The organism is Schleiferia thermophila, assembly GCF_003337435.1.
Lineage (GTDB): Bacteria > Bacteroidota > Bacteroidia > Flavobacteriales > Schleiferiaceae > Schleiferia > Schleiferia thermophila.
Genome location: NZ_QPJS01000001.1, coordinates 70,904 through 93,057 on the forward strand (window position 1 = coordinate 70,904; position 22,154 = coordinate 93,057).

The 22,154-nt window shown below is 47.1% G+C and carries 23 protein-coding genes; 19 read left to right on the forward strand and 4 right to left on the reverse strand.

Translation table 11 applies throughout. From position 1 onward, the window contains the following. Positions 1–6 precede the first annotated feature (6 nt). The 3 genes from rpmI (at position 7) to DES35_RS00325 (ending at position 1,315) form a co-directional block, all read left to right on the forward strand. Positions 7–201: a 50S ribosomal protein L35 gene (gene rpmI, locus DES35_RS00315; protein ID WP_037360733.1), complete on the forward strand. Its 195-nt coding sequence runs from the start codon at positions 7–9 to the stop codon at positions 199–201. Positions 202–288: 87 nt separating this feature from the next. Continuing rightward, positions 289–633 (forward strand): 50S ribosomal protein L20, encoded by a 345-nt coding sequence (rplT, locus tag DES35_RS00320; protein ID WP_037360730.1) that lies wholly within the window; start codon positions 289–291, stop codon positions 631–633. A gap of 328 nt (positions 634–961) precedes the next feature. Further along, on the forward strand, positions 962–1,315 hold the full coding sequence (locus DES35_RS00325; protein WP_037360727.1) for a hypothetical protein: 354 nt from the start codon (positions 962–964) through the stop codon (positions 1,313–1,315). On the opposite strand, the gene mtaB is transcribed toward DES35_RS00325, so the two are convergent. Then, complete coding sequence (mtaB, locus tag DES35_RS00330; RefSeq protein ID WP_114365504.1) at positions 1,285–2,676, reverse strand: tRNA (N(6)-L-threonylcarbamoyladenosine(37)-C(2))-methylthiotransferase MtaB; 1,392 nt, start codon at positions 2,674–2,676, stop codon at positions 1,285–1,287. The two genes, DES35_RS00325 and mtaB, sit on opposite strands and share 31 nt — an antisense overlap. On the opposite strand from mtaB, the gene DES35_RS00335 reads away from it, so the two are divergent. Beyond that, the gene (locus DES35_RS00335; protein WP_114365505.1) at positions 2,675–4,303 is read left to right on the forward strand and encodes an ABC transporter substrate-binding protein; all 1,629 of its coding nucleotides are present in this window, start codon (positions 2,675–2,677) and stop codon (positions 4,301–4,303) included. The two genes, mtaB and DES35_RS00335, sit on opposite strands and share 2 nt — an antisense overlap. Before the next feature lie 56 nt (positions 4,304–4,359). On the opposite strand, the gene DES35_RS00340 is transcribed toward DES35_RS00335, so the two are convergent. From DES35_RS00340 to smpB, 3 genes are read right to left on the reverse strand one after another with little or no spacing between them, the layout of a single operon-like run. After that, entirely contained in the window at positions 4,360–4,737 is a 378-nt protein-coding gene (locus DES35_RS00340; RefSeq protein WP_037360722.1) for a hypothetical protein, read from the reverse strand. After that, positions 4,734–5,513 (reverse strand): glycosyltransferase family 2 protein, encoded by a 780-nt coding sequence (locus DES35_RS00345; RefSeq protein ID WP_037360720.1) that lies wholly within the window; start codon positions 5,511–5,513, stop codon positions 4,734–4,736. The genes DES35_RS00340 and DES35_RS00345 overlap by 4 nt, the downstream gene beginning before the upstream one ends. Further along, positions 5,510–5,971, reverse strand: a complete 462-nt coding sequence (gene smpB, locus DES35_RS00350; protein ID WP_037360792.1) for an SsrA-binding protein SmpB — start codon at positions 5,969–5,971, stop codon at positions 5,510–5,512. Before smpB ends, DES35_RS00345 begins: the two co-directional genes overlap by 4 nt. Positions 5,972–6,477: 506 nt before the next feature. Between smpB and DES35_RS00355 the strand changes: the two genes are divergently transcribed. The 15 genes from DES35_RS00355 to rpsJ all read left to right on the forward strand — a co-directional run bounded on the left by DES35_RS00355 (position 6,478) and on the right by rpsJ (position 22,151). Then, on the forward strand, positions 6,478–7,791 hold the full coding sequence (locus tag DES35_RS00355; protein WP_114365506.1) for an exonuclease domain-containing protein: 1,314 nt from the start codon (positions 6,478–6,480) through the stop codon (positions 7,789–7,791). Next, positions 7,757–9,412: an amidohydrolase gene (locus DES35_RS00360; protein WP_051889456.1), complete on the forward strand. Its 1,656-nt coding sequence runs from the start codon at positions 7,757–7,759 to the stop codon at positions 9,410–9,412. The genes DES35_RS00355 and DES35_RS00360 overlap by 35 nt, the downstream gene beginning before the upstream one ends. Positions 9,413–9,562: 150 nt before the next feature. Continuing rightward, entirely contained in the window at positions 9,563–10,252 is a 690-nt protein-coding gene (locus DES35_RS00365) for a hypothetical protein (RefSeq protein WP_114365507.1), read from the forward strand. A gap of 310 nt (positions 10,253–10,562) precedes the next feature. Further along, positions 10,563–11,756: a C1 family peptidase gene (locus tag DES35_RS00370; RefSeq protein WP_037360717.1), complete on the forward strand. Its 1,194-nt coding sequence runs from the start codon at positions 10,563–10,565 to the stop codon at positions 11,754–11,756. Between the two features lie 31 nt (positions 11,757–11,787). Further along, on the forward strand, positions 11,788–12,480 hold the full coding sequence (locus DES35_RS00375) for an ABC transporter ATP-binding protein (RefSeq protein WP_037360714.1): 693 nt from the start codon (positions 11,788–11,790) through the stop codon (positions 12,478–12,480). An 83-nt stretch (positions 12,481–12,563) separates the two neighbouring features. Then, positions 12,564–13,679 (forward strand): DNA polymerase III subunit beta, encoded by a 1,116-nt coding sequence (gene dnaN, locus DES35_RS00380; protein ID WP_037360712.1) that lies wholly within the window; start codon positions 12,564–12,566, stop codon positions 13,677–13,679. Positions 13,680–13,711: 32 nt separating this feature from the next. Further along, on the forward strand, positions 13,712–14,410 hold the full coding sequence (locus tag DES35_RS00385; protein ID WP_051889454.1) for a metallophosphoesterase: 699 nt from the start codon (positions 13,712–13,714) through the stop codon (positions 14,408–14,410). Positions 14,411–14,422: 12 nt separating this feature from the next. After that, complete coding sequence (gene mvaD / locus DES35_RS00390) at positions 14,423–15,454, forward strand: diphosphomevalonate decarboxylase (RefSeq protein ID WP_037360710.1); 1,032 nt, start codon at positions 14,423–14,425, stop codon at positions 15,452–15,454. A 1-nt stretch (position 15,455) separates the two neighbouring features. Next, positions 15,456–16,400 carry a mevalonate kinase family protein gene (locus DES35_RS00395; protein WP_037360708.1) on the forward strand — a complete coding sequence of 315 codons (945 nt, stop codon included), beginning with the start codon at positions 15,456–15,458 and terminating at the stop codon, positions 16,398–16,400. Further along, positions 16,400–17,323, forward strand: coding sequence for a geranylgeranylglycerol-phosphate geranylgeranyltransferase (locus DES35_RS00400; protein WP_051889453.1), 924 nt, complete (start codon positions 16,400–16,402; stop codon positions 17,321–17,323). Before DES35_RS00395 ends, DES35_RS00400 begins: the two co-directional genes overlap by 1 nt. Before the next feature lie 58 nt (positions 17,324–17,381). After that, a complete protein-coding gene (locus tag DES35_RS00405; protein WP_244906303.1) occupies positions 17,382–18,566 on the forward strand; it encodes a hypothetical protein in 1,185 nt (394 codons plus the stop codon). Positions 18,567–18,793: 227 nt separating this feature from the next. Further along, positions 18,794–19,210, forward strand: a complete 417-nt coding sequence (rpsL, locus tag DES35_RS00410) for a 30S ribosomal protein S12 (RefSeq protein WP_037360707.1) — start codon at positions 18,794–18,796, stop codon at positions 19,208–19,210. A gap of 15 nt (positions 19,211–19,225) precedes the next feature. Then, positions 19,226–19,696, forward strand: coding sequence for a 30S ribosomal protein S7 (gene rpsG / locus DES35_RS00415; RefSeq protein WP_037360706.1), 471 nt, complete (start codon positions 19,226–19,228; stop codon positions 19,694–19,696). A gap of 8 nt (positions 19,697–19,704) precedes the next feature. Next, positions 19,705–21,831: an elongation factor G gene (gene fusA, locus DES35_RS00420; RefSeq protein ID WP_114365508.1), complete on the forward strand. Its 2,127-nt coding sequence runs from the start codon at positions 19,705–19,707 to the stop codon at positions 21,829–21,831. Between the two features lie 14 nt (positions 21,832–21,845). Then, complete coding sequence (rpsJ, locus tag DES35_RS00425) at positions 21,846–22,151, forward strand: 30S ribosomal protein S10 (protein ID WP_037360704.1); 306 nt, start codon at positions 21,846–21,848, stop codon at positions 22,149–22,151. The last annotated feature ends 3 nt before the right edge of the window (positions 22,152–22,154 follow it).

Here is a 22,154-nt window from a genome sequence, read left to right on the forward strand (position 1 = left end):
TTGGTTATGCCAAAGATGAAAACAAAATCAAGCGCCAAGAAGCGCTTCTCGATCACGGCCACAGGCAAGATCAAGAGAAAACAATCAGGAAAACGCCATATCCTGACCAAAAAGGCCACCGACCGCAAAAGAGCGCTCACCAAAGACGCTTTTGTGCACAAGGCTGACCTTCCCAATGTCAAATTGATGCTCTGCATCTAAATACTTCCAACACGGTTTCAAAACCCTGTGCATGGCCTTTAAAGAGCTTGAAAATCAAGCCGCCTATCACAAAAAAACGCAATCCACATGTCAAGAGCAGTAAATCACGTAGCCTCAAGAGCCAGGAGAAAAAAGATTCTTAAACTCGCCAAAGGATATTACGGCCGTAGAAAAAATGTATGGACAGTAGCCAAAAACGCCGTTGAAAAAGCACTCAGCTATCAATATCGCGACCGCAAAGCCAAAAAGAGAAATTTCCGCTCTCTTTGGATCATGAGAATCAACGCTGGAGCGAGGCAGCACGGTATGTCATATTCCGTTTTTATCAATAAGCTGAAAAATGCCAACATCGACCTCAATCGGAAGGTGCTCGCAGATCTGGCGATGAATCATCCAGAAGCTTTCAGAGCTGTAGTGGAAAAAGTAAAGTAATGATACAATAGAGAATTCGACACTCTGACCGGCCTATGGGCCGGTCTTTTTATTTTTAAAAGTCCTTCCTTCGTATTGGAGCATAGCGTATGTGTAATCGGTAAAATATTTTTGATTTACTATTGTCATATTCAAGAATTTTATTTTCATTTGTCCCATGCAAACAATCTGGTGTCCAAATATCAGGTATAATAAGGTGATGATGAATCACCTGTACCCACTGTTTGGCGCCCGGTTGATGGATTTTGGCACATAATTACAAGACTTAAATCGAAGAGTTAACCAGAAGGGCGCCCCAAAAAGGCGCCCTTCGCAATTTTACGGGCCTATGATTCACCAGACCGAAAAAATCAGCATCTATCCACCTGAGACTTCAGGGCCAATTTCGGCTGATCAACAGTATTCACTACTTGAGCTTCTGAAGATCGTCGAGTGTGAATACAGAAATCAACTCTCAGAGCTTCACCACAGGTATCAAAAGCCTCTTACGCTGAGGGATGTGGAGCTCCAAAATCAGGAACCTGCCCCTCGGAATCAGAAACTCGTCGTACGAAGTTATGTGTACCGCAAGGACAAAAAAGGCGATATTGAAATACGAATTTTTGTACACTCAACAGGAAAAAAAACCGAGAGAAGAGTAGCTAAGGCCATCTACACTCTCAATGTTTCATCCAATGGTTGAAACACTGGATTGTCCTTTTGAGAAGGTGGGTAGCTGGGAGAATCCACCGGAACAACTCTTACAATCCCTGATTCATCTATAGAGTTGAGCACTACGCGCTGAGTAGAGTTGACCAGATGAGGATTCCAAAAGGTCTTACAGCGAATGTAGTTTTCCGTATATCCTTGGATATACCCCTGCTTGTTTTCGGTTTCCCAGAGCACGGTGTGAATTTTACCCAGCTGACTTTCATAATAAGCCCTTTGCAGCTTAGCTGACAGGGTTCGCAGCATTTTGTTTCGACCTTTGCGCTCTGAAACCGGAACTTTGCCCGGCATCATTGCAGCAGGGGTATTGTCGCGCTCTGAGTATGTAAACACATGCAAGTACGAGATGGGAAGACTTTTAATAAACTCATAGGTTTCCATGAAATGCGCTTCTGTTTCACCTGGAAATCCTACAATTACATCCGCCCCTATACAGGCATCAGGCATCAGAGAGGTAATGAGTGCTACCCGGTCGGCATATAGTGCGCGCTTGTAGCGCCGGCGCATAAGGCCGAGGATGTAGTCACTTCCGCTTTGCAGGGGAATGTGGAAGTGAGGCACAAAACGCTTGCTTTGGGCTACAAATTGTATAATTTCATCCGATAGCAGATTGGGTTCAATGCTCGAAATCCGGATTCTGTCAATGCCATCTACTTCATCAAGGGCTGCGATGAGATCCATGAAGGTGTGCTCGTGTTTTTTGTTGCCAAATTCTCCTTTGCCAAAATCTCCTGTATTCACTCCAGTGAGCACAATTTCGCGAATGCCTTGCCCTGCTATTTCACGGGCTTTTGTCAGGATGTTGTCCAATGTGTCGCTTCGGGATATGCCTCTGGCCAGAGGGATGGTGCAATAGGAGCATTTGTAGTCGCATCCGTCTTGTACTTTCAGAAATGCCCTTGTACGGTCGCCTATGCTGTAAGAGCTTACAAAAACATTGGCCTCTGATATCTCACAGGAATGCACTTTTCCTTTGTCGCTTTTCTTGAGGGAGGTCAGATAGTTGAGAATATTGAATTTTTCGGTAGCACCAAGCACGAGGTCAACTCCCGGAATGTTGGCGATTTCTTCGGGTTTCAGCTGAGCATAGCAGCCGATGACTATTATCACACCTTCCGGATTTGCTCTGAGAGCGCGGTGTACGATTTGCCTGGTTTCATTGTCCGCATTTTGAGTGACAGAGCAGGTGTTGATTACAAAAACATCTGCCGGCTGATCAAATCCTACTTTCTCAAAACCGCTTTCTACAAAATTTCGGGCAATCGTAGAAGTTTCAGCGAAATTAAGTTTGCAGCCTAAGGTGTGAAATGCAACTTTTAATCCGGTAGTATTCATGAGCGCAAAGGTAACATTTAGATGCAGTTGGTTGTTTTTCACAGCTTTGCTCTTTTTAAGTGCTTTAACGAATTGTCAAAAAACGGATACTAATACACGCAGCTACTCCGTATTTCGCTACAACGAGTCAGCGGGAATCAGTTCGCTCGACCCGGCCTTTGCCAGGGCACAAAACAACATTTGGGTCGTACATCAACTCTACAACACGCTCGTGGAATATGATGACCAGCTTCAAATTAAGCCCTCGCTTGCAATACAATATTCCATGAGCGATGATGGACTTCAATACCATTTCAAGTTGAGGAGGGAAGTCTATTTTCACGAAAGCCATCTCTTTCATCCACTATCCACGAGAATGGTCAATGCTTATGATGTCGTGTATTCACTGCGTCGTCTCAGCGACAGCAGACTAGCTGCTCCGGGTTCCTGGACTATGAACTATGTGGACAAGATCGAAGCCGTAACCGAAGACAGTCTGACCATTACCCTGAAAAAGCCTTTTCCACCTTTTCTCGGAATTCTCACCATGAAATATTGCAGCATCGTGCCGGCAGAAGTAGGTAATAAGCCTTCCGGATGGTTGAGTAAAAACCCCGTGGGTACGGGTCCTTTTTATCTGAAACTTTGGCAAGACAACGAAATAATGATCCTTCGAAAAAATCCAAAATACTTCGAACTCGATGAATATGGTCACCACTTGCCCTATCTCGATGCCGTACGTATTAGCTTTATAACCGAAAAACAAAGCGCTTTCCTGGAATTGCTCAACGAACGACTTGATATGATCAGCGGACTGGATGCTTCTTACAAAGATGAAATTTTAAATGAACTCGGTCAGCTCAATCCCAGATATCAAAAGCGCTTTGTCTTGCAAAAGGCTGATTACCTGAATACAGAGTATTTGGCATTTAACTATGCCAAAGTAACCGAACAAAGCAATCCGTGGAGCGATGTGCGACTTAGAAAAGCGATAAATCTGGCAATCAACAAAGAAGCAATTGTACTTTACTTGCGTAATGGAGCGGGCATACCTGCCAGGCAAGGTTTTGTACCACCGGCACTTAATCCACAAGTTGTCTATCGAGAATCCTTTAACCCCGAATTGGCCAGGCAGCTTATATCCTCGTCCGGTATTCCTGCCGATGATTTAAGGCTGATATTAAACACTACTGCGGCCTATGCAGACATGGCCGAACTCATTCAGCAAGACCTTGCCAAAGTGGGCATACAGCTGCAGATAGACGTACAACCTCCATCCAACTTACGTCAGAATATGGCTTCCGGGGCAGTAACGTTTTACAGAGGTAGTTGGATAGCGGATTATGCCGACGGAGAGAATTATCTCAGTTTGTTTTACAGCAAAAACCTTCCGCCAGCCGGCCCAAATTATGCCCGCTTTACCGATGTAAATTTCGATCGCTGGTATGACGAATTGGCTCGTACTACAGATGCTGACCGCCGATTGTATTTGATCAGTCGCATGGATAGCCTGCTGATGGAACAAGCAGTGGTGATACCACTGATGTACGACCAGGTGGTGCGATTGGTACACCGCAGAGCGGCCGAACTACCTATTAACTCGATTAATCTTTTGGAGCTCAGACGTTTGAATATTTCAGCTCCCTAACCAAAAATGACCAAGGCTGTGAGCACTTATTGCCGTGAAAAAGGAGTCCGGCATATTCACGCCTTCCCAGACTTCTGCAGGTATATATAGGAGAGAAATAATGCAATGAGAGCCAGATATATGGCAATATTCCAGTGCTTAATGGTTTTTTTTATTCGGATACTTTTTTCATCGTCGCTTTCGGCCATATCTACCGGAAATAGCAATGGATACATCAGCAATGCTTCTGAGCGGATTGCCCTTTCCTCTGGATTTTTCCAATCGAAGATCACCAAATCTATAGGACTGAATACGGGTTTGGTTTTGTATTGCTTCTTTTGGCTTTGCTGATGCTGCAGCAGTTTCAAGTGCCAGTACACTTTGAAGAAATACAGTACAAACAGAGAAAAAGTGGTGACAATGAATAGAAACAAGGCAATAAAAATGGCCGTCATGAAGCGTTGGTTTGATTGTAAAGATCTCGCAATTTCAAATATCTCTCAAATACTGCCCAGGCCTGTATGGTGCTGATGGCCAGCCCGGGAATACCATCTAATATACCTAATTGAATGAAGTAGTGTTTTATAAATCTGAACATGGGTTTCACAACAAAGTGAAACATACTAGGATTTGTGCCTTTGCGGTAAAGTTCCTGGCTTTGCCATGAGGCGTAGCGATGGATTTTTTTCATGTATTGATCCAGTCCCTGATAGGTGTAATGTAATATATGGCCATCGAGTCTGCCGATAGGGGTAGGACATTCCATTTCCTCGTGGACCAAAACATCAGGGTATCTGCAGGTACCATCATTGAGGATTAAGCGCACGACACTGTCGCCTTGCCAGCCACTGTAGCGGATCCACCGACCCATGAATTGATTTTTTCTGCGAATCCAGTAGGCTTTGTGCTGAGGAGCCGGACGGGAAAGTAGGCTGTCGATAGCTTGTCTGAGGTGCTGTGTTACCTCCTCGTCGGCATCGAGAATGAGCGTCCATTGAGAAGGCATTTGGTCGAGTGCCCGGTTTTTTTGGCGGGCCGGCGTATCGTAGGGATGTCTGAAAATGGTGACGGGATAGGCAGAGGCGATGCTTTCTGTGCGATCCGTGGACCTGGCATCGAGCATCAAATAAATAGAATCTGCCCATCCATGTACTGACTGTAACACACGGGCAATATTTGCTTCCTCATTACCTGCTGTAATAAGGACCTGAAGGGGATGAAGGCGGGTCATAGTCTCAATCGGTCCATTTCGCGTTTTTGGTCCCGTTCTTTGATGGATTCGCGTTTGTCGTACAGCTTTTTGCCTCTCACCAGAGCGATGTCCATCTTCGCAAGGCCCCTGTCGTTGATAAAAAGGGAGAGTGGTACGATGGTCAGCCCCTGGTTTTTAATGAGTTCGCGTAGCTTGTGCAGCTCCCTACGAGTCAGCAGGAGTTTGCGCTCCCTCAGAGGTTCGTGATTCATGATATTGCCGTGCGAATATTCGGCTATGTGCATGTTTTTGACAAAGAGTTCATCGCCTTTGAAATAGCAATAACTGTCCGAAAGGTTAACCTTCCCCTGCCGTATGGATTTGATTTCCGTTCCGAGCAGCTGAATTCCTGCGGTATAGCGGTCCAGTATTTCGTACTCAAACCGAGCTCTGCGGTTTTGGATGGAGACTTTCTTTTCGATTTTCTCTGCAGCCATGATGTAGGTAAAGGTAAGAGGTTTTTGCAATAGCAGTGATTAAAATAAAACATCAAAAAAACGATAGACCTCCCTTTTTTCACGATCTTGTCCTTGGTTTATTGTTATGGGATTTGCTTGCTGTTATCAGGACAAGGGACGCAGTCAGCATTCTGTGAGAGCGGTACGTTAATAGCTCTGTAGGAGCCAAAGGGGGTCGGTCTTTGCGCCACGGTATCGGCCAGATTTTTTAGCTAAGAATGACGCTGCAGGTGATGAATAATAAAAAAGTAATCATCAGCAATCAGAGAACCATTGTGAAGTGCCGTGCGTGCCTAAGCTACAGGCACCTGCGTGAGGGATGCGGAGGGCGCCCGCAGGGCGGTGCGCAGCACGGGAGCGGAGCGCACCCCGCAGCAGCCCGACCCCGCGCGGTAAGGCTGCCGTCAGGTAGCCGGCGCGCGGGGGCACGCCCAAATTTAAACTTTATCTTTTGATACCTTAGCAGGCAAAAATTTTGACAAACTGTGCTGTATGCAGTGGTGGATGTGGAGACTACCGGGCTTAAACCGGGCAAGGCGTCAATGACCGAAATTGCCATTGTGGTGACCGACGGGCATTCGGTGCTGGAACGGTGGTGCTCGCTGCTGAAACCGACGGAACCCATACCTCCGGATATTGCGCGGCTGACGGGCATTACGCATGAGATGGTGGCGGTGGCGCCTGATTTTGGCGCTGTGGCAGGGAGGATCTTTGAAATGCTGAAGGACAAAATTTTTGTGGCGCATCATGTGGAGTTTGACTACGGTTTTGTGAAAGAGGCTCTCAGAGGGCAAGGATTGCATCTGAGAGCCGAACGCGTGTGTACCTCAAGACTGTTTAAAGGGCTCTATGGCGAAAAGCGGTCATCGCTGGCGTATATATGTTCGGCGCTTGGAGTCAAAAATGAAAGGCCGCACCGGGCGCTGCCCGATGCACTGGCTACGGCAAGGGCTTTTATCCGAATGTTTGGCGACCTGGGCAAGCGACTTGGCCGGATGCCGGTAGCAGGCGATCTGAAGAGGTTTCGATTGGATGGTTCCGGCGATGAATTGCCGGCGGCCACAGGGGTGTATTACCTCGTCAATGAGGTGGGCACAATCGAATATGTAGGCAAGGCAAAAAATCTTGCTCAGCGGGTGAAACAGCACTTTAACGATACCGAAAAAGGACGGGTGACCAGTAGAGTGCACTGGAAGGTCACATACAGCGAATGGCTGGCATTGATCGTAGAAGATGCGGAAATCCAGCGTCTCTGGCCCCGGCTTAACAGTGCACAGAGAAAACTGCCGACACGGTATGGTCTGCTGAGCTACACGGATGGCCGTGGCAACATCCGCCTTGCCATCGATAAGTTGCAAAAGCATCAGGTGGCATTGGCTGAGTTCTTCAGTTTTCAGGAGGCCAGGCAGTTTTTGCTCAGCAAGGTGCGACAATACGAACTGAATGCTTCCCTTTGCGGGGCATCGCCCGACCGGCTGACAGTATATGATGAAGTGCACAATACCCGTTGCAAGGCAATGTTGGATGAGCTGAGCACTGCCAAAAAACAAGACAGAGACCTGACCGGATGGCTCAGACTCACCGATACGGATGACCGAGTGCAGGCGTACCTGGCTTTTTACAGCGGGCTGTTGGTGGGCTATGCTCTTTGCAGGGGCGGTATGCCCGGTGTCTCGTACCTGCACAGGTTGAAACCTGGTGTACTGACGCCGTATTACCTGAGGATGATATTTTCGCAGTCGGATTCAAAACTTTTTATCAGAGATGCACAACTTGCTGCTGCATTGGAAGCGCTTTAACTGGCTGCTGCTGGTGGCTCCACTGATGATTGCCTGTGGCCGTAAAGAACAGGCCGGATACATACTTACCAATGCTGTGCTGATTTCGGCAGATGGGCAGTTGGACGGTGATTGTGTGGTGATGGCTGGCGATACGCTGGCTGCTATCGGCTGGTACAGGGAGTTGAAAAAGTACTGGAAGGCAGCTGAGGTCATCGATGTCAAGGGATCGGCTGTGATGCCCGGATGGATCGATGCTCATGCGCACTTCTATGGATTGGCTGTCAATATGCTCTCGGCCGATTTGAGGGGATGTGAATCACCGGAAGAGGTGGTGGAGCGTCTGATGGTGTTTCATTCCCAGAATCCCGGTCCATGGATTACGGGGAGAGGTTGGGACCAAAACCTCTGGGCTGATGGACAGTATCCGGGTGTGGAAGCGCTGGATTCGGCCTTTCCAGAAGTGCCGGTGTATCTGATGCGTATCGACGGTCATGCGCTTTGGATCAACAGTGCAGCAGCACGGCAGCACGGGATCACCGGCCGGGAGCAAGTGTCCGGCGGAAAAATCGAAGTGCGCAACGGACGATTTGCCGGTGTACTCGTAGACGAGGCCATGAAGCTGGTGCAAATCCCAAGTCCGTCGGTAGGCGATCTGCTGCCTCAGTTGCAGAAGGCCGAGCAGGAGCTCTTTGCTGCAGGCGTCACTTCGCTCACCGATGCCGGCTTACCGCGCGCTGTGATTGAGGGTCTTCGGGACCTGTATCGAAGTAACCAGCTCCGAATCGGACTCAATATCCTGGCTGCCGACGACGATGAGACCTTTGAATGGCTGCTGACCCACGGGCCCATTGAGGAAGGTGAGCTGACCGTCCGGGGCATGAAGTTTTACAGCGATGGAGCATTGGGTTCGTACGGTGCATGTTTGCTGAAGCCCTACACCGACAAGCCCGACCATTACGGGCTATTGCTCAGATCCCCTGAATATTTCATATCGCGCTTTGACAAGCTTCGTTCCTATGGCCTGCAAGTAGCTACCCATGCCATTGGCGACAGTGCCAACCGTTTGATTCTCCGGATTTACGCCGACCTGCTGAAGGGATATGACCAAGACCAGCTGCGCTGGCGCATTGAGCACTGCCAGGTACTACACCCCGTCGACATCGAGTATTTCAAAGAATTCAGAATTATCCCCTCGGTACAACCCACACACGCCACCAGCGACATGACCTGGGCTCCCCGTCGTCTGGGAGAGCGATTGAAAACCGCCTACGCCTACAAGTCTCTGCTCGAAGCAGCAGGATTGCTGGCCCTGGGCACCGATTTTCCGGTCGAAAAAATCTCGCCCATCTATACTTTTTACGCAGCCACTTATCGAAAAAATGAAAACCATGAGCCTCAGGGCGGATTTTTCGGCGACCAAGCCATCAGCCGCCTCGACGCCATCCGAGGTATGACCCGCTGGGCAGCCTATGCCATGCATCAGGAGCATACACGTGGCGACCTCAGGACCGGAATGCTGGCAGACCTGGTAGTGCTCGACAAAAATTGGCTTACCTGTCAGGCCTACGAAATACCAGCCACGCGTGTGCAAATGACCTTTAAGAGAGGAAAACCTGTCTACCAAAGCGATGAGCGATGAGAAGACCCCAACGCCCGTCCGACAGTCTTGGCAGCCCTTCTGTCCACCCCGATGGCCATTGGCACCGCTGGCAAAAAATCAATTCTCTGTGAATTGAGCAATAAACAATTGCGCTAATGCTTAGTTATATTTGCATAAAATTGATTGACTATGCTATTAGATGTAAGTCTTGAAAACGAGCTTAAAGCCATACGCAGCAAAAGCCGCAAGTCGACACCAGGGCCAGGCCAGGAATCCGATGCCACCATTCTCCGGCGGATATTAACTACCGACGGCAGACACACCCAACTCAATCACCTCGATGCCGATCGCCTATACACCATCGACGAAATCCGAAAGCTATGCATCAGCTATCGTCTCAGATTTCTGGATGCCTCCCGATTTGCCAACGAAATACCAAAAGAAGCATTCGACGAAATTCGCAAAATCCAACAATCCGAAAATATAGTCCTTGAAGGCTTTAAAATCATAGCGCCGGCCTCCATGTTTCACCTGATACAAAAAGACAAAGACCCCATGCTTTTCCTCGATCTGGGCCAGGGTTGGTATTACCTGATTCACCGGTGGGGTCGCGACCTGAAGATATGGCGCAAATGGCTGGTGTATCCCCTTCGCAGTTTTGAGACATTTCTGGCCACCCTTCTCACCCTGGCACTGATAGGAGCATTGCTGCCCTCCGATTCACTGATGAAGGGCCCTTACGATACTTCGGCCCTGCCCATACGGGTCATTTTCTTCTTCTACCTGGTCATCGCCCTCAGCGGTCTGGGCGCGCTCTACGGTTACTCCCGTATGAAAGACTTTTCGGACAAGCTCTGGAACTCAAAATATACGCTCTGAACCCCCATTTTATACCCACATTACTTGCCGGAGCCTTTAGCGCCGGCTTTTTTATTTTATTTGGGCGTGCCCCCGCGCGCCGGCCGTTCGGCCTTACCGCGCGGGGTCGGGCTGCTGCGGGGTACGCTTCGCTCCCGTGCTGCGCACCGCCCTGCGGGCGCCCTTCGCATCCCTCACGCAAAGTAGCCATACACAGGTCTCACATCCGTATCGCAGCATACCTTTACGGAATTTGGTTTTTCCCACATTTCCTCCCCAAAAATTTCAATTTCCAACCTAAAATTGCATCTGCAAAAATTTGCCATTCAGTATGACCTTCAGAGAATTCCGATACCTGATTCTTTTATTTCTATTCACCGCCACCCTCAGTGCTCAGGACGATCTAATTAATAAAATCAAACGCCACGACCAGGCCGGAGCCGGGCAACAGTATCAATTTACCATCATCAAAAACCATGAAGCACTGCCCGTAAAAGACCAGGCTTCCTCGGGCACCTGCTGGAGCTATTCGGCCACCTCCTTTATCGAGTCCGAACTTCGCCGACTCGGACGTCCGGTAGTCGACCTGTCGGAAATGTTTACCGTTCGCCAGGTTTATCTCGACAAGGGCATCAAATACGTCCGTCTCAACGGCTACCTCAACTTTGCCCAGGGAGGTCAGCTACCCGACCTGCTCTACGTGATGAAAAAGTACGGAGCCGTACCAGCAGCAGTATTTCAAGGACTCAACTACGGCGAAACCAAAAACAAACACTCCGAACTCGAAGCCGCACTAAAAAACTTCCTCGATGCCATCGTAAAAAATCCCAACGGACGCCTTTCCACAGCCTGGCTATCGGCCTATGAATCCATCATCACAGCCTATCTGGGCAGCTATCCGTCCGAATTTGTGTGGGAAGGAAAAAAATACACACCACGTACGTTTCTGACCGATTACCTCCGCATAAACCCCGACGATTACATACAGATCACCTCCTTTAGCCACGAACCCTTTTACAAGCCCATGTACGTAGAGGTCCCCGACAATTGGGCCTGGGGCCTCAGCTACAACCTGCCGCTCGACGAGATGATGCGCACCCTCCGACATGCCATCGACAATGGCTTTACAGCAGCCTGGGCCACCGACGTAAGCGAAAAAGGCTTTTCCATCAAAAACGGAATAGCCATCGTCCCACAGAAACCATACGAACAAATGACCGATGACGAGAAGAAAACCATGTTCGATGGCCCCCGTCCGGAGATGATCGTCACCCAGGAGCAGCGACAGCAGGCATTCGACAATTTTGAAACCACCGACGATCACGGAATGCACATCACCGGAATCGCCCGCGATCAAAACGGTACCCTCTACTACATCACCAAAAACAGCTGGGGCCTCATCCCCAACGCGCACCGCGATGGCTATCTGATGGCTTCCGAAGCATACGTACGCTACAAGACCATTGCCATACTGCTGCACAAAGATGCCCTCCCACGAGACATCAGAGCCAAACTCAACCTCTAAAATCCTACAACCAGCTATTTCTCAAACTTTCATGAGCGAAAATGTAATCGAACTATACCAGATCAGGCGGGTCTTTCAAATGGGAACCACACTCGTTGAGGCACTCAAAAAAATAGACCTCACCATTGCCCGAAATGAATACACCGCCCTGATGGGACCCTCAGGAAGTGGCAAATCGACGCTCATGAACATACTCGGTTGTCTGGACACCCCAACCTCCGGCACCTACATCCTCAATGGAAAAGATGTCAGTAAAATGGACGACGACCAACTCGCCCAAATCCGAAACAAGGAAATTGGATTTGTCTTTCAGACCTTCAATCTTCTGCCCCGCATCACAGCCCTTGAAAATGTCAGTCAACCCCTTATCTACGCCGGAGTTTCCAGGGCTGAGCGGTTGGAACGTGCGCGCGAAGTACTCGAAAAAGTAGGTCTGGCCGACCGCATGGACCACAAGCCAAATCAACTCTCCGGCGGACAGCGCCAGCGAGTTGCCATTGCCAGAGCCTTGGTCAACAATCCCTCCATCATCCTGGCCGACGAACCTACCGGAAACCTCGATACCAAAACCTCCTACGACATCATGGAACTCTTCGACGAAATACACCGTCAAGGCAATACCGTCATCCTGGTGACCCATGAAGAAGACATCGCCCGTCATGCACGACGCATTGTACGCCTCCGCGACGGGGTAATCGAACGCGCGGAAGTATCAAAACAATAAATCCACTTTGTGCTCATACTGCGATTTTCAAAACATTACAGCATACATTTGCGGCCGTAGTAACGATTTAATAAAAAGAAGTAATGAAATTCATCGTCAGCAGCCATAAATTACTCAGATACTTACAAAGCTCAGCCGGCCTGCTCAGCACCAGCCAGATGATCCAATTCACCCAGTATTTCCTCCTTGAGCTCAGCAACGGCAAACTCAAAATCACCGCTACCGATACAGAGTCAACCATGACCTCTACAATAGAAGTAGAGTCGGAGAGCCAAGGCAGTATCTGTGTAATAGGGCGAACTTTCATGGACCTGATTAAAAGCCTGCCCGACCAACCCATCACCTGTACACTGGTAGAAGAGACCAATACCCTTGACATTATTTACGAGTCCGGAAAGGCATCACTGGCAGTGGCCGATGCTGCAGAATTTCCACGGCTGCCTGAAATAGAGCCTGATAGCGTGGTAAAAATGTCTTCTGAAGCACTTCTGAACGCCATCGCCAAAACGCTCTTTGCCACCGGCACGGATGAACTTCGTTTGGCTCTAATGGGCGTCTTTTTTCAGCTCACCCCCTCCGGTTGCACCTTTGTCGCTACCGACGGACACAAATTGGCTAAATACGTCCGAAGAGATATTACCAGTGAAGTTACTTCAGAATTCATCGTGCCAAAAAAACCCTTAAACACACTAAAATCACTACTCACAGAAACAGAACAGGTAGAAATCCACGCTACGAGTTCTAATGTTAAATTCGTCGGTGAGCATCAGGTCTTTATCACCAAGCTGATCGATGCAAAATTTCCCAATTACGAAAACGTAATACCCAAAGACAACCCCAACCATTTGCACATACTCCGGCAGTCGCTGATCGCCTCACTGCGTAGGGTTTCCATCGTAGCCAGCAAATCGTCCAATCTGGTTAAATACAACATCAACGGCAATATGCTCACCATCACCGCCGAAGATTACGAATTTTCAAACAAAGCACAAGAAAGCATTCCCTGCGAATACAATGGAACAGACATGACCGTCGGGTTTAATTCCAAACATCTGATTGAGATTCTCTCCATTTACGATTCCGAATTCGTGCGCTTTGAATTATCTACCAGCAGCAGACCGGTGCTGATTCTTCCGGAAGACGGACTCTCTGAGGGAGAAGAAATACTGATGCTCATCCTTCCGCTGATGATCTCATAAACAATTGGTCTGATCCGGAAGTTCTCTTTCTGATGAATCTGCTGGTCGTAGGTGATGTACACGGGTGCTACTACACCTTCAAAACACTGGTAAAAGAACGGTGGAATCCTGATTCGGAATTCCTCATACAAGTAGGCGATCTGGTAAACAAAGGGCAATATTCGGCAAAGGTGATCCGATATGCCTTTAAACTTTTGGAGAAATTTCCGTACTTGGTGTATTTCATACGTGGAAATCACGAGCAGATGCTCTACGACGCCATGAAGGCCAATTCGCACAACCTGATCACCCGTGACACCTATCAGCAAATTAAAAACCATCCAAAACTCCAGGTCCCGCGCATAAAAAACTGGCTCAAAGGAATGCCCGTAAAATGGGAAAACAGACACATTCTCATCACACATGCCGGTGTAGCCAGAGGAACCACAGACCCCTTTAATCCATATGCCGACCACAATGTACTTACCAACCGCCAGCCACTTAAGCTCATGAGCAAACTACAAGTCGTCGGTCATGTAGTTCAGCCTGCCTTTACCCCAACCTATGTACCAAGGGAAAATGCCTGGCACATCGACACAGGTGCCTATCTCGGCCAAAGATTGAGTGCCCTCAGGATTACTTACACCGGTGAGCTGCTCGAAGTAATCCAAGTAGATACGGACAAAAGGGATCTGATCGGCGCTCCAAGCACTTATCTGCCCACTGCCGCCGATAGTCTTAAATACTTTTAACCCACTCCACCGATGTCAGAACCCATCACCGCTCATTGGCATGCCCCCAGCAACATTGCCATCGTAAAGTACTGGGGGAAGTTCCACAACCAAATACCCGCCAATCCCTCGATCAGCTTTACCCTTACTTTATCGTATACCGATACCAAAGTCACCCTTACCGAAGCTAAGGAGCAATTGCCCACAGCTGATGTTTTCTACGAAGGGGTTGAAAAGCCCGATTTTTTGCCAAAAGTCCTGAAATTTCTGGACCATGCGATGGCATTTTATCCCTGGCTGGCGAGCAAGCACCTGAAAATTGAGACGCGAAACACCTTCCCTCACAGTTCCGGAATAGCTTCATCTGCCAGCGCTATGGCCGCCTTGGCCTGCTGTATTGAAGATATACATTCACTGTTGACCTTCACACCTTTTGATCGGCAGAGAGTAAGCCACATGGCACGCCTCGGCTCGGGCAGTGCTTGCAGGAGTATATACGGAGGTTTTGTTCAGTGGGGAAGTACGGCCGATGGCGCAGGGTCTGACCATTTTGCAATACCGGTGGAACAGGTCCATACAGCCTTTTTAGACGTAAAAGATTACATACTGATACTCCACTCCGGTAAAAAGACCGTTTCCAGCAGTGCCGGCCATGGACTGATGAAAGACCATTCCTATGCAGAGCCGAGGTTTCAGCAGGCAAAACAACGGGCTCTTGCCCTGAGAGACATTCTGACTTCAGGTGACTGGGAGATGTTTATCCGACTTATGGAATCAGAGGCGCTCACCCTCCATGCCATGATGATGACATCCGACCCTCCATATATCCTTATGAAACCTAACACATTGGCAGTAATCGAAAAACTCTGGCAATTCAGGTCAGATACAGGCTACCAGATTGGGTTTACCCTCGATGCCGGCGCCAACCTACATCTCATCTTTCCTGCATCTCTGACCCATATAGTAGAAAGAGATTTTTTACCTGAAATACAATACCTTTGCGAACAAAACCGAATCATACGCGATTGTATAGGCGACGGTCCACGTAAAATCACCGAAGGATAAAATGAGCTCTTCACCCCTGTACTATGCCAAAATTCTCCTTTTCGGCGAATACGGCATCATCAACGATTCCAGTGCGCTTTCGATACCTTATGGCAATTTTTTCGGTAGTTTCAAATTCTTTCCATCTGACAGCGCCACAGAGGAACAACTCACCTCCAATCAACACCTCAGGCAGTTTACCGATTATTTAAAAAAAATGCCTGTTACCGAAGAATTTTTTACAACTTTTGATTTCGAACGTCTGGATGCAGACATAGCTAGAGGACTGTATTTCGACTCCTCCATACCTCAGGGATTCGGAGTGGGTAGCTCCGGCGCTTTGGTCGCAGCCGTCTACGACAACTATTCCACAAACAAGATAGATCCGGATACCACACTCAACATCAATAATTTGCCAAAACTCAGGCATCAACTGGCTGTCATGGAGAGCTACTTCCATGGCAAAAGCAGCGGTATGGATCCACTGATCTGTTATTTGAAAATTCCGGTGATACTGCAATCGGGGCATTCTCTAAACCCGATCACATTGCCGGAAAGCAAGGCCGGCAGTTCTGCCATCTTCCTCATCAATAGTGGTATGCCCGGAAAAACGCATTCCATGGTCACACTTTTTATGGAAAAAATGAAAAACGAAGGTTTCCGCAAATTGCTCAAAAATCAATTTGTCAAGTACAACGATGCCTGTATAGAAGCTTTTCTAAATGGTGAAATCTCCGGCCTGTTTAAAAATCTCAAAAAGCTATCCCGCTGGGTATTTACTCATTTTAACCCCATGATTCCTGAACATCTTCATTCCCTATGGCTTCAAGGTCTGGAAACCAATCAGTTCTATCTGAAGCTCTGTGGCAGTGGTGGAGGGGGATTTATTCTTGGCTTTTCGCCTGACTTTGACAAGGCCCATCATCTGCTGAAACCCTACAACCCGGAAGTGATATACCGATTTTGATGACTTCGGACCGCGGTGAACGCACGCACATACCTAAGCACCCTTCTTTTGTAAAAATACTTGCACTGCTGAGCCAGGCTCGCTGGCATAACATAAGTGTTTTGGCCTTGTCGCAGTATCTGGCTGTCTTTTTTGTACTCAACGATATAAGCAACTGGAAAACCGTGATCACCGACTGGGTCCTCCATCTGATAGTACTATCCGGTCTGTTGATTGTGGCTGCCGGCTTCTTGATCAATAATTTTTATGACAGAGAAAAAGATTTGATCAACCGACCCAACCGTACATTATTCGAAGCCTATCTCGACAAAGATCTGGCTGTAATGTTGTACCTGCTGCTCAATGCTGTGGCCCTTGTCATTAGTCTGGCAATATCTGTCAGAGCGTTTGTATACTATTTGGTCTTCGTATTTCTGCTGTGGATGTATTCTCATAAAATTAAGAAAAAACCTATGGCCGGAAATCTGATGGCGAGTTTTCTGGCCATCTATCCATTTTTTGCAGTATTTATTTACTACAAACTGCACAATGTCTATGTGGCACTTTATACCTTTCTGATATGGACACTCTTATATACACGGGAACTTGTCAAAGATCTCGAATCCTTGAAGGGCGATTTATTGCTCGGATACAAAACACTGCCTGTAGTCATCGGCAAGCTGAATTCATTGAAATACCTGAGATTTGTATTGGCTGTTGATTGTGTGGTTTTTGTACTTTTTTACCGCCATACATATCATGCACTACCTTCCGCTGGAACTTATGCGCTATGCGTGGCATTGGTATTAGTGATGCTTTTGGTATCCACATTTGTTCGTGCCAGCTATACGTTGATCTCTATCTGGCATAATGCTTTTCGACTTTTGATATTTATAGGAATTTGTTTTCTGGCAATCGAAAGCCAATGGAGCTTTGTCTACTAAAAAACTTAACATTGGAAAGTTGCTCTTCAGGATAATTTAGCCGCGAAATTTTTAACTTATGCCCACCGGCAAGAGTAGTAAAAAACAAAAGAAAAGCCCTAAAGAAAATTCATTACTTATCAATCTGCTGAACATGGATTTCAGCTCGGTACTTATAGGCAGAAGATACCGGATTCTCAGGCTTTTTTTATGGAAAGAACGACAATTTCTGCAGACCATTATCATCTTTTTTATCATTGCAGGTATCTTTTATCCATATCCAACAGTGGCCATGTGGCTAGGATTTGCTTTTGCGGGGTATAGTGCCATAGCCAATGATTCGATACAAACCATCGGGACTTTTCTGGCGTCAAACTTTGATAAGAAATGGTGGGTGCTTTGGATTTACATTGGAGGAATTTTCCTGATAACGATGACGGTCGGCTGGATCATTTACGATGGAGATGTATCGTTTCAGCGTCTTCAATCCAAAGGCTTTGACAAGGCACCTGAAAGTTTTAACTTTTTACAAGTTGCCTCGCCTCTCGTGTTACTTATTTTGACCAGACTGCGAATGCCTGTATCTACCACCTTCCTGCTGCTCAGCACATTTTCGGCTACCAGTACTGGTATCATAGGCGTAGCGCAGAAGAGTCTTTTCGGATATTTGATCGCTTTTGTGGTTTCCATTTTGGTTTGGCTGATTTTTGCTAAGGGCATTAACAATTTGAATAAGGGAAAAGCCCATGGAGTCTGGACAGCCATTCAATGGATAACCTCTGGTCTTCTATGGGCAGTATGGCTCATGCAGGATGCAGCCAATATTGCGGTCTTTTTACCCAGAAAACTTTCGGTAGGAGAGTTTTTGGCTTTTAGTCTTTACATTTTTTTAGGCCTTGGTCTTCTTCTCTATTTCCGCGGAGGTAAAATTCAAAACATCATAAACGAAAAATCTGCAGTAAAAGACGTAAGGGGTGCTACCGTTATTGATTTTGTGTATTCTATGATTTTGATATTCTTCCAAAATCTCAGCAAAGTGCCTATGAGTACCACCTGGGTATTTCTTGGACTGTTGGCAGGTCGTGAAATTGCTATGAACCTCTCGCCAAAATACACAACAGTGAAAAAGAGAAAGCTCGGATTTGTATTTAGGCTTGTTGGTCGCGACGCATTATTTGCATTAATCGGACTGGTGATTTCAGTTTTAATGGCCATTGCTGTGAATCGGTCTATTCAGGAAGAAATCATATCGCTGTTCAGATAACAATCTCCGTTAATTAACACTTAAAAAAAAGACAACAACAAGGACAAATCAAGCAAAAAATAGCTTGCTAATGCGTCATATTCAGCCGGGGATATTCACAGAAAACATCAATTGATTAAAAAAGCATAAACACCTATTTGTCAACAAAAAAAATTATTTACATTTGCAGCCCCAAATAAAGGGGGTATACTTTATTGTAAAACAAGAAATTTATTTTTTACAACTATATGCCAACCATTCAACAACTGGTTAGAAAAGGAAGAACCAAAATTAAGAAAAAGAGCAAGTCGATAGCGCTAACGGCTTGCCCGCAGAGAAGAGGGGTATGTACACGTGTGTATACCACTACCCCTAAAAAGCCCAATTCAGCTATGCGTAAGGTGGCTCGGGTCAGACTGACCAACGGCAATGAAGTCAACGCATATATTCCGGGCGAAGGCCACAACCTTCAGGAACACTCTATTGTGCTGGTCAGAGGAGGTCGTGTAAAAGATCTTCCGGGTGTTCGCTACCATATAGTCAGAGGAGCACTAGATACCGCCGGTGTAGAAGGGCGCAGACAGAGAAGAAGCAAGTACGGAGCGAAGCGACCGAAGAAAGGAGCAGCAGCCGCACCAGCAGCTAAGGGAAAAGGTAAAAAATAATTATGCTTAGAAATCATGAGAAAAGGCAGAGCTAAAAAAAGAATATTACTTCCTGATCCGGTGTACGGCGACCCACTGGTCACAAGATTTGTCAACAACCTGATGCACGAAGGCAAAAAGGAAAAAGCATTTAAAATATTCTACGAAGCCATCGATATAGTACAGCGAAAATCCGAAAAACCCAATGGACTTGAGGTCTGGAAACAGGCACTTACCAATGTGATGCCACACGTAGAAGTCAGAAGTCGTCGCGTGGGTGGTGCTAACTTTCAGATTCCGGTACCTATCCGTCCCGAAAGAAAGGTTTCGCTTGCCATTAAATGGCTGATTCAATTCTCTAGAAAAAGAAATGAAAAAACCATGTCCCAGAGACTGGCCAATGAAATTCTCGCTGCAGCCAAAGAAGAAGGTGCTGCCGTGAAAAAAAGAATTGATACACATAAAATGGCTGAAGCCAACAAAGCATTTGCACACTTCAAAGTCTAACTATATCCATGGCAAGAGATCTCAACTACACTCGAAATATCGGAATTGCCGCCCATATTGATGCTGGCAAAACCACCACAACTGAGCGCATTTTGTATTACACCGGTAAAACGCATAAAATCGGTGAAGTACACGATGGCGCTGCCACTATGGACTGGATGGCACAGGAGCAGGAGAGAGGTATTACCATCACATCTGCTGCTACTACCTGCCGATGGAATTTCCCCACCGAACAAGGCAGAAATATTCCCGAGTCCAAAGAATACCACTTTAACATCATCGATACTCCGGGTCACGTTGATTTTACTGTTGAAGTAAACCGCTCGCTCAGAGTGCTGGATGGTCTTGTATTTCTCTTCTCGGCAGTAGATGGAGTAGAGCCCCAGTCAGAAACCAACTGGAGGCTTGCGGACAACTACAAAGTACCTCGTATGGGCTTTGTCAATAAAATGGACCGTCAAGGGGCAGACTTTCTCAATGTGTGCCGTCAGGTAAGAGAGATGCTCAAGTCCAGAGCAGTCCCTATTGTACTGCCCATAGGCGCCGAAGAGACATTTAAAGGCATTGTGGACCTGGTGAAAATGCGCGCCATTATCTGGCACGATCATACCCAGGGTGCTACCTTCGATGTGGTGCCCATACCAGATGATATGGTGGAAGATGTAAAAAAATACAGGGCAGAACTCATCGAAGCCGTCGCCGAAGTGGACGACCGCATCATGGAAAAATTCTTTGAAGACCCGGATTCCATCACCGAAGATGAAATCAACGCTGCACTCCGTAAGGCAACTATTGAAATGAAAATTGTGCCCATGCTTTGCGGAAGTTCATTTAAAAACAAGGGGGTTCAGTTTTTGCTCGATGCTGTGTGCATGTATTTGCCCTCTCCTCTCGACAAGGAGACAATTAAAGGTACCGATCCCAGAACTGGAGATGAAATTTTCAGAAAACCTCTCCCGACCGAACCCTTTGCTGCCTTAGCCTTTAAAATTGCTACTGACCCCTATGTGGGTCGTCTGGCCTTTTTCCGCGTATATTCCGGTAAACTGGACGCCGGATCCTATGTTTTTAACACCCGCACCGGAAATAAGGAGCGTATCTCCAGAATCTTCCAAATGCATGCCAATAAACAAAATCCTATCGAATTCATAGAAGCTGGAGATATTGGCGCAGGAGTAGGTTTTAAAGACATAAAAACCGGCGATACCCTATGCGACGAAAAACACCCAATCGTATTGGAAAGCATGGTGTTTCCAGAGCCTGTCATCGGTATCGCAGTGGAGCCCAAAACCAAAGCCGATGTGGATAAGCTCGGCATGGCGCTTTCCAAACTGGCCGAAGAAGATCCCACATTTCAGGTAAAAACAGATGAAGCTTCAGGCCAAACCATTATCAGCGGGATGGGTGAGCTGCACCTGGAAATTATCGTTGATCGTCTGAAGAGAGAATTTAAAGTCGAGGTTAATGTAGGTCAACCGCAGGTTGAGTACAAAGAAGCCCTTACTGCACCTGTCGAACACCGTGAACTTTACAAAAAACAAACCGGTGGTCGCGGTAAATATGCCGATATTATTTTCAGGTTAGAACCTGGAGAGGCCGGTAAACACGGTCTTGATTTTGTCAATGAAGTAAAAGGTGGAAATATTCCTAAAGAGTATATACCTTCCGTAGAAAAAGGCTTTAAAGAGGCCATGAAAAATGGTCCGTTGGCAGGCTACGAAGTAGAGTCAATGAAAGTAACCCTGATCGATGGTTCTTACCACGCGGTTGACTCTGACTCTCTCTCATTTGAGCTTGCAGCTAAGCTTGGCTTCAAAGAAGCTGCCAGAAAGGCCAATCCTGTAATTCTGGAGCCCATCATGAAACTCGAAGTAGTAACACCCGAAGATTACATGGGTGACATCGTCGGTGACCTCAACCGCAGAAGAGGTCAGGTCGTATCAATGGACGATCGGGCCGGCTCCAAGGTGATCAAAGCCTTAGTCCCCCTGTCCGAAATGTTCGGATATGTGACCACTCTCAGAACCCTTTCATCAGGAAGAGCTACTTCTTCAATGGAATTCAGCCACTATGCTGAGACTCCAAAAAACATTGCAGATGAAGTAGTTGCAAAAGTAAAAGGACAGACAGTTTAATACATTACTCAACAATGAGCCAAAGAATAAGAATCAAACTAAAAAGTTACGATCACAATCTGGTAGATAAGTCTGCGGAAAAGATCGTTAAAACCGTGAAGAGCACAGGTGCCCTAGTCAATGGACCTATTCCTCTGCCTACTGACAAAAGGATTTACACTGTGCTCCGCTCACCACATGTCAATAAGAAAAGCCGCGAGCAGTTCGAATTAAGTTCCTACAAACGACTTCTCGACATTTACAGTTCATCGGCCAAAACCATTGATGCGCTGATGAAATTGGAATTGCCGAGCGGAGTAGAAGTAGAAATAAAAGTGTAACAA

Coding starts and splice junctions, on each gene's coding strand:
- DES35_RS00345 (WP_037360720.1), bottom strand. CDS start 5,513: ATGACCCGCCTTCATCCCCTTCAGGTCCTTATTACAGCAGGTAATGAG.
- rplT (WP_037360730.1), top strand. CDS start 289: ATGTCAAGAGCAGTAAATCACGTAGCCTCAAGAGCCAGGAGAAAAAAG.
- fusA (WP_114365508.1), top strand. CDS start 19,705: ATGGCAAGAGATCTCAACTACACTCGAAATATCGGAATTGCCGCCCAT.
- DES35_RS00325 (WP_037360727.1), top strand. CDS start 962: ATGATTCACCAGACCGAAAAAATCAGCATCTATCCACCTGAGACTTCA.
- rpsL (WP_037360707.1), top strand. CDS start 18,794: ATGCCAACCATTCAACAACTGGTTAGAAAAGGAAGAACCAAAATTAAG.
- rpsG (WP_037360706.1), top strand. CDS start 19,226: ATGAGAAAAGGCAGAGCTAAAAAAAGAATATTACTTCCTGATCCGGTG.
- DES35_RS00340 (WP_037360722.1), bottom strand. CDS start 4,737: ATGACGGCCATTTTTATTGCCTTGTTTCTATTCATTGTCACCACTTTT.
- DES35_RS00335 (WP_114365505.1), top strand. CDS start 2,675: ATGAGCGCAAAGGTAACATTTAGATGCAGTTGGTTGTTTTTCACAGCT.
- dnaN (WP_037360712.1), top strand. CDS start 12,564: ATGAAATTCATCGTCAGCAGCCATAAATTACTCAGATACTTACAAAGC.
- DES35_RS00395 (WP_037360708.1), top strand. CDS start 15,456: ATGAGCTCTTCACCCCTGTACTATGCCAAAATTCTCCTTTTCGGCGAA.
- mtaB (WP_114365504.1), bottom strand. CDS start 2,676: ATGAATACTACCGGATTAAAAGTTGCATTTCACACCTTAGGCTGCAAA.
- rpmI (WP_037360733.1), top strand. CDS start 7: ATGCCAAAGATGAAAACAAAATCAAGCGCCAAGAAGCGCTTCTCGATC.
- DES35_RS00365 (WP_114365507.1), top strand. CDS start 9,563: ATGCTATTAGATGTAAGTCTTGAAAACGAGCTTAAAGCCATACGCAGC.
- DES35_RS00405 (WP_244906303.1), top strand. CDS start 17,382: ATGCCCACCGGCAAGAGTAGTAAAAAACAAAAGAAAAGCCCTAAAGAA.
- rpsJ (WP_037360704.1), top strand. CDS start 21,846: ATGAGCCAAAGAATAAGAATCAAACTAAAAAGTTACGATCACAATCTG.
- DES35_RS00385 (WP_051889454.1), top strand. CDS start 13,712: ATGAATCTGCTGGTCGTAGGTGATGTACACGGGTGCTACTACACCTTC.
- DES35_RS00360 (WP_051889456.1), top strand. CDS start 7,757: ATGCACAACTTGCTGCTGCATTGGAAGCGCTTTAACTGGCTGCTGCTG.
- DES35_RS00375 (WP_037360714.1), top strand. CDS start 11,788: ATGAGCGAAAATGTAATCGAACTATACCAGATCAGGCGGGTCTTTCAA.
- DES35_RS00370 (WP_037360717.1), top strand. CDS start 10,563: ATGACCTTCAGAGAATTCCGATACCTGATTCTTTTATTTCTATTCACC.
- DES35_RS00400 (WP_051889453.1), top strand. CDS start 16,400: ATGACTTCGGACCGCGGTGAACGCACGCACATACCTAAGCACCCTTCT.
- mvaD (WP_037360710.1), top strand. CDS start 14,423: ATGTCAGAACCCATCACCGCTCATTGGCATGCCCCCAGCAACATTGCC.
- smpB (WP_037360792.1), bottom strand. CDS start 5,971: ATGGCTGCAGAGAAAATCGAAAAGAAAGTCTCCATCCAAAACCGCAGA.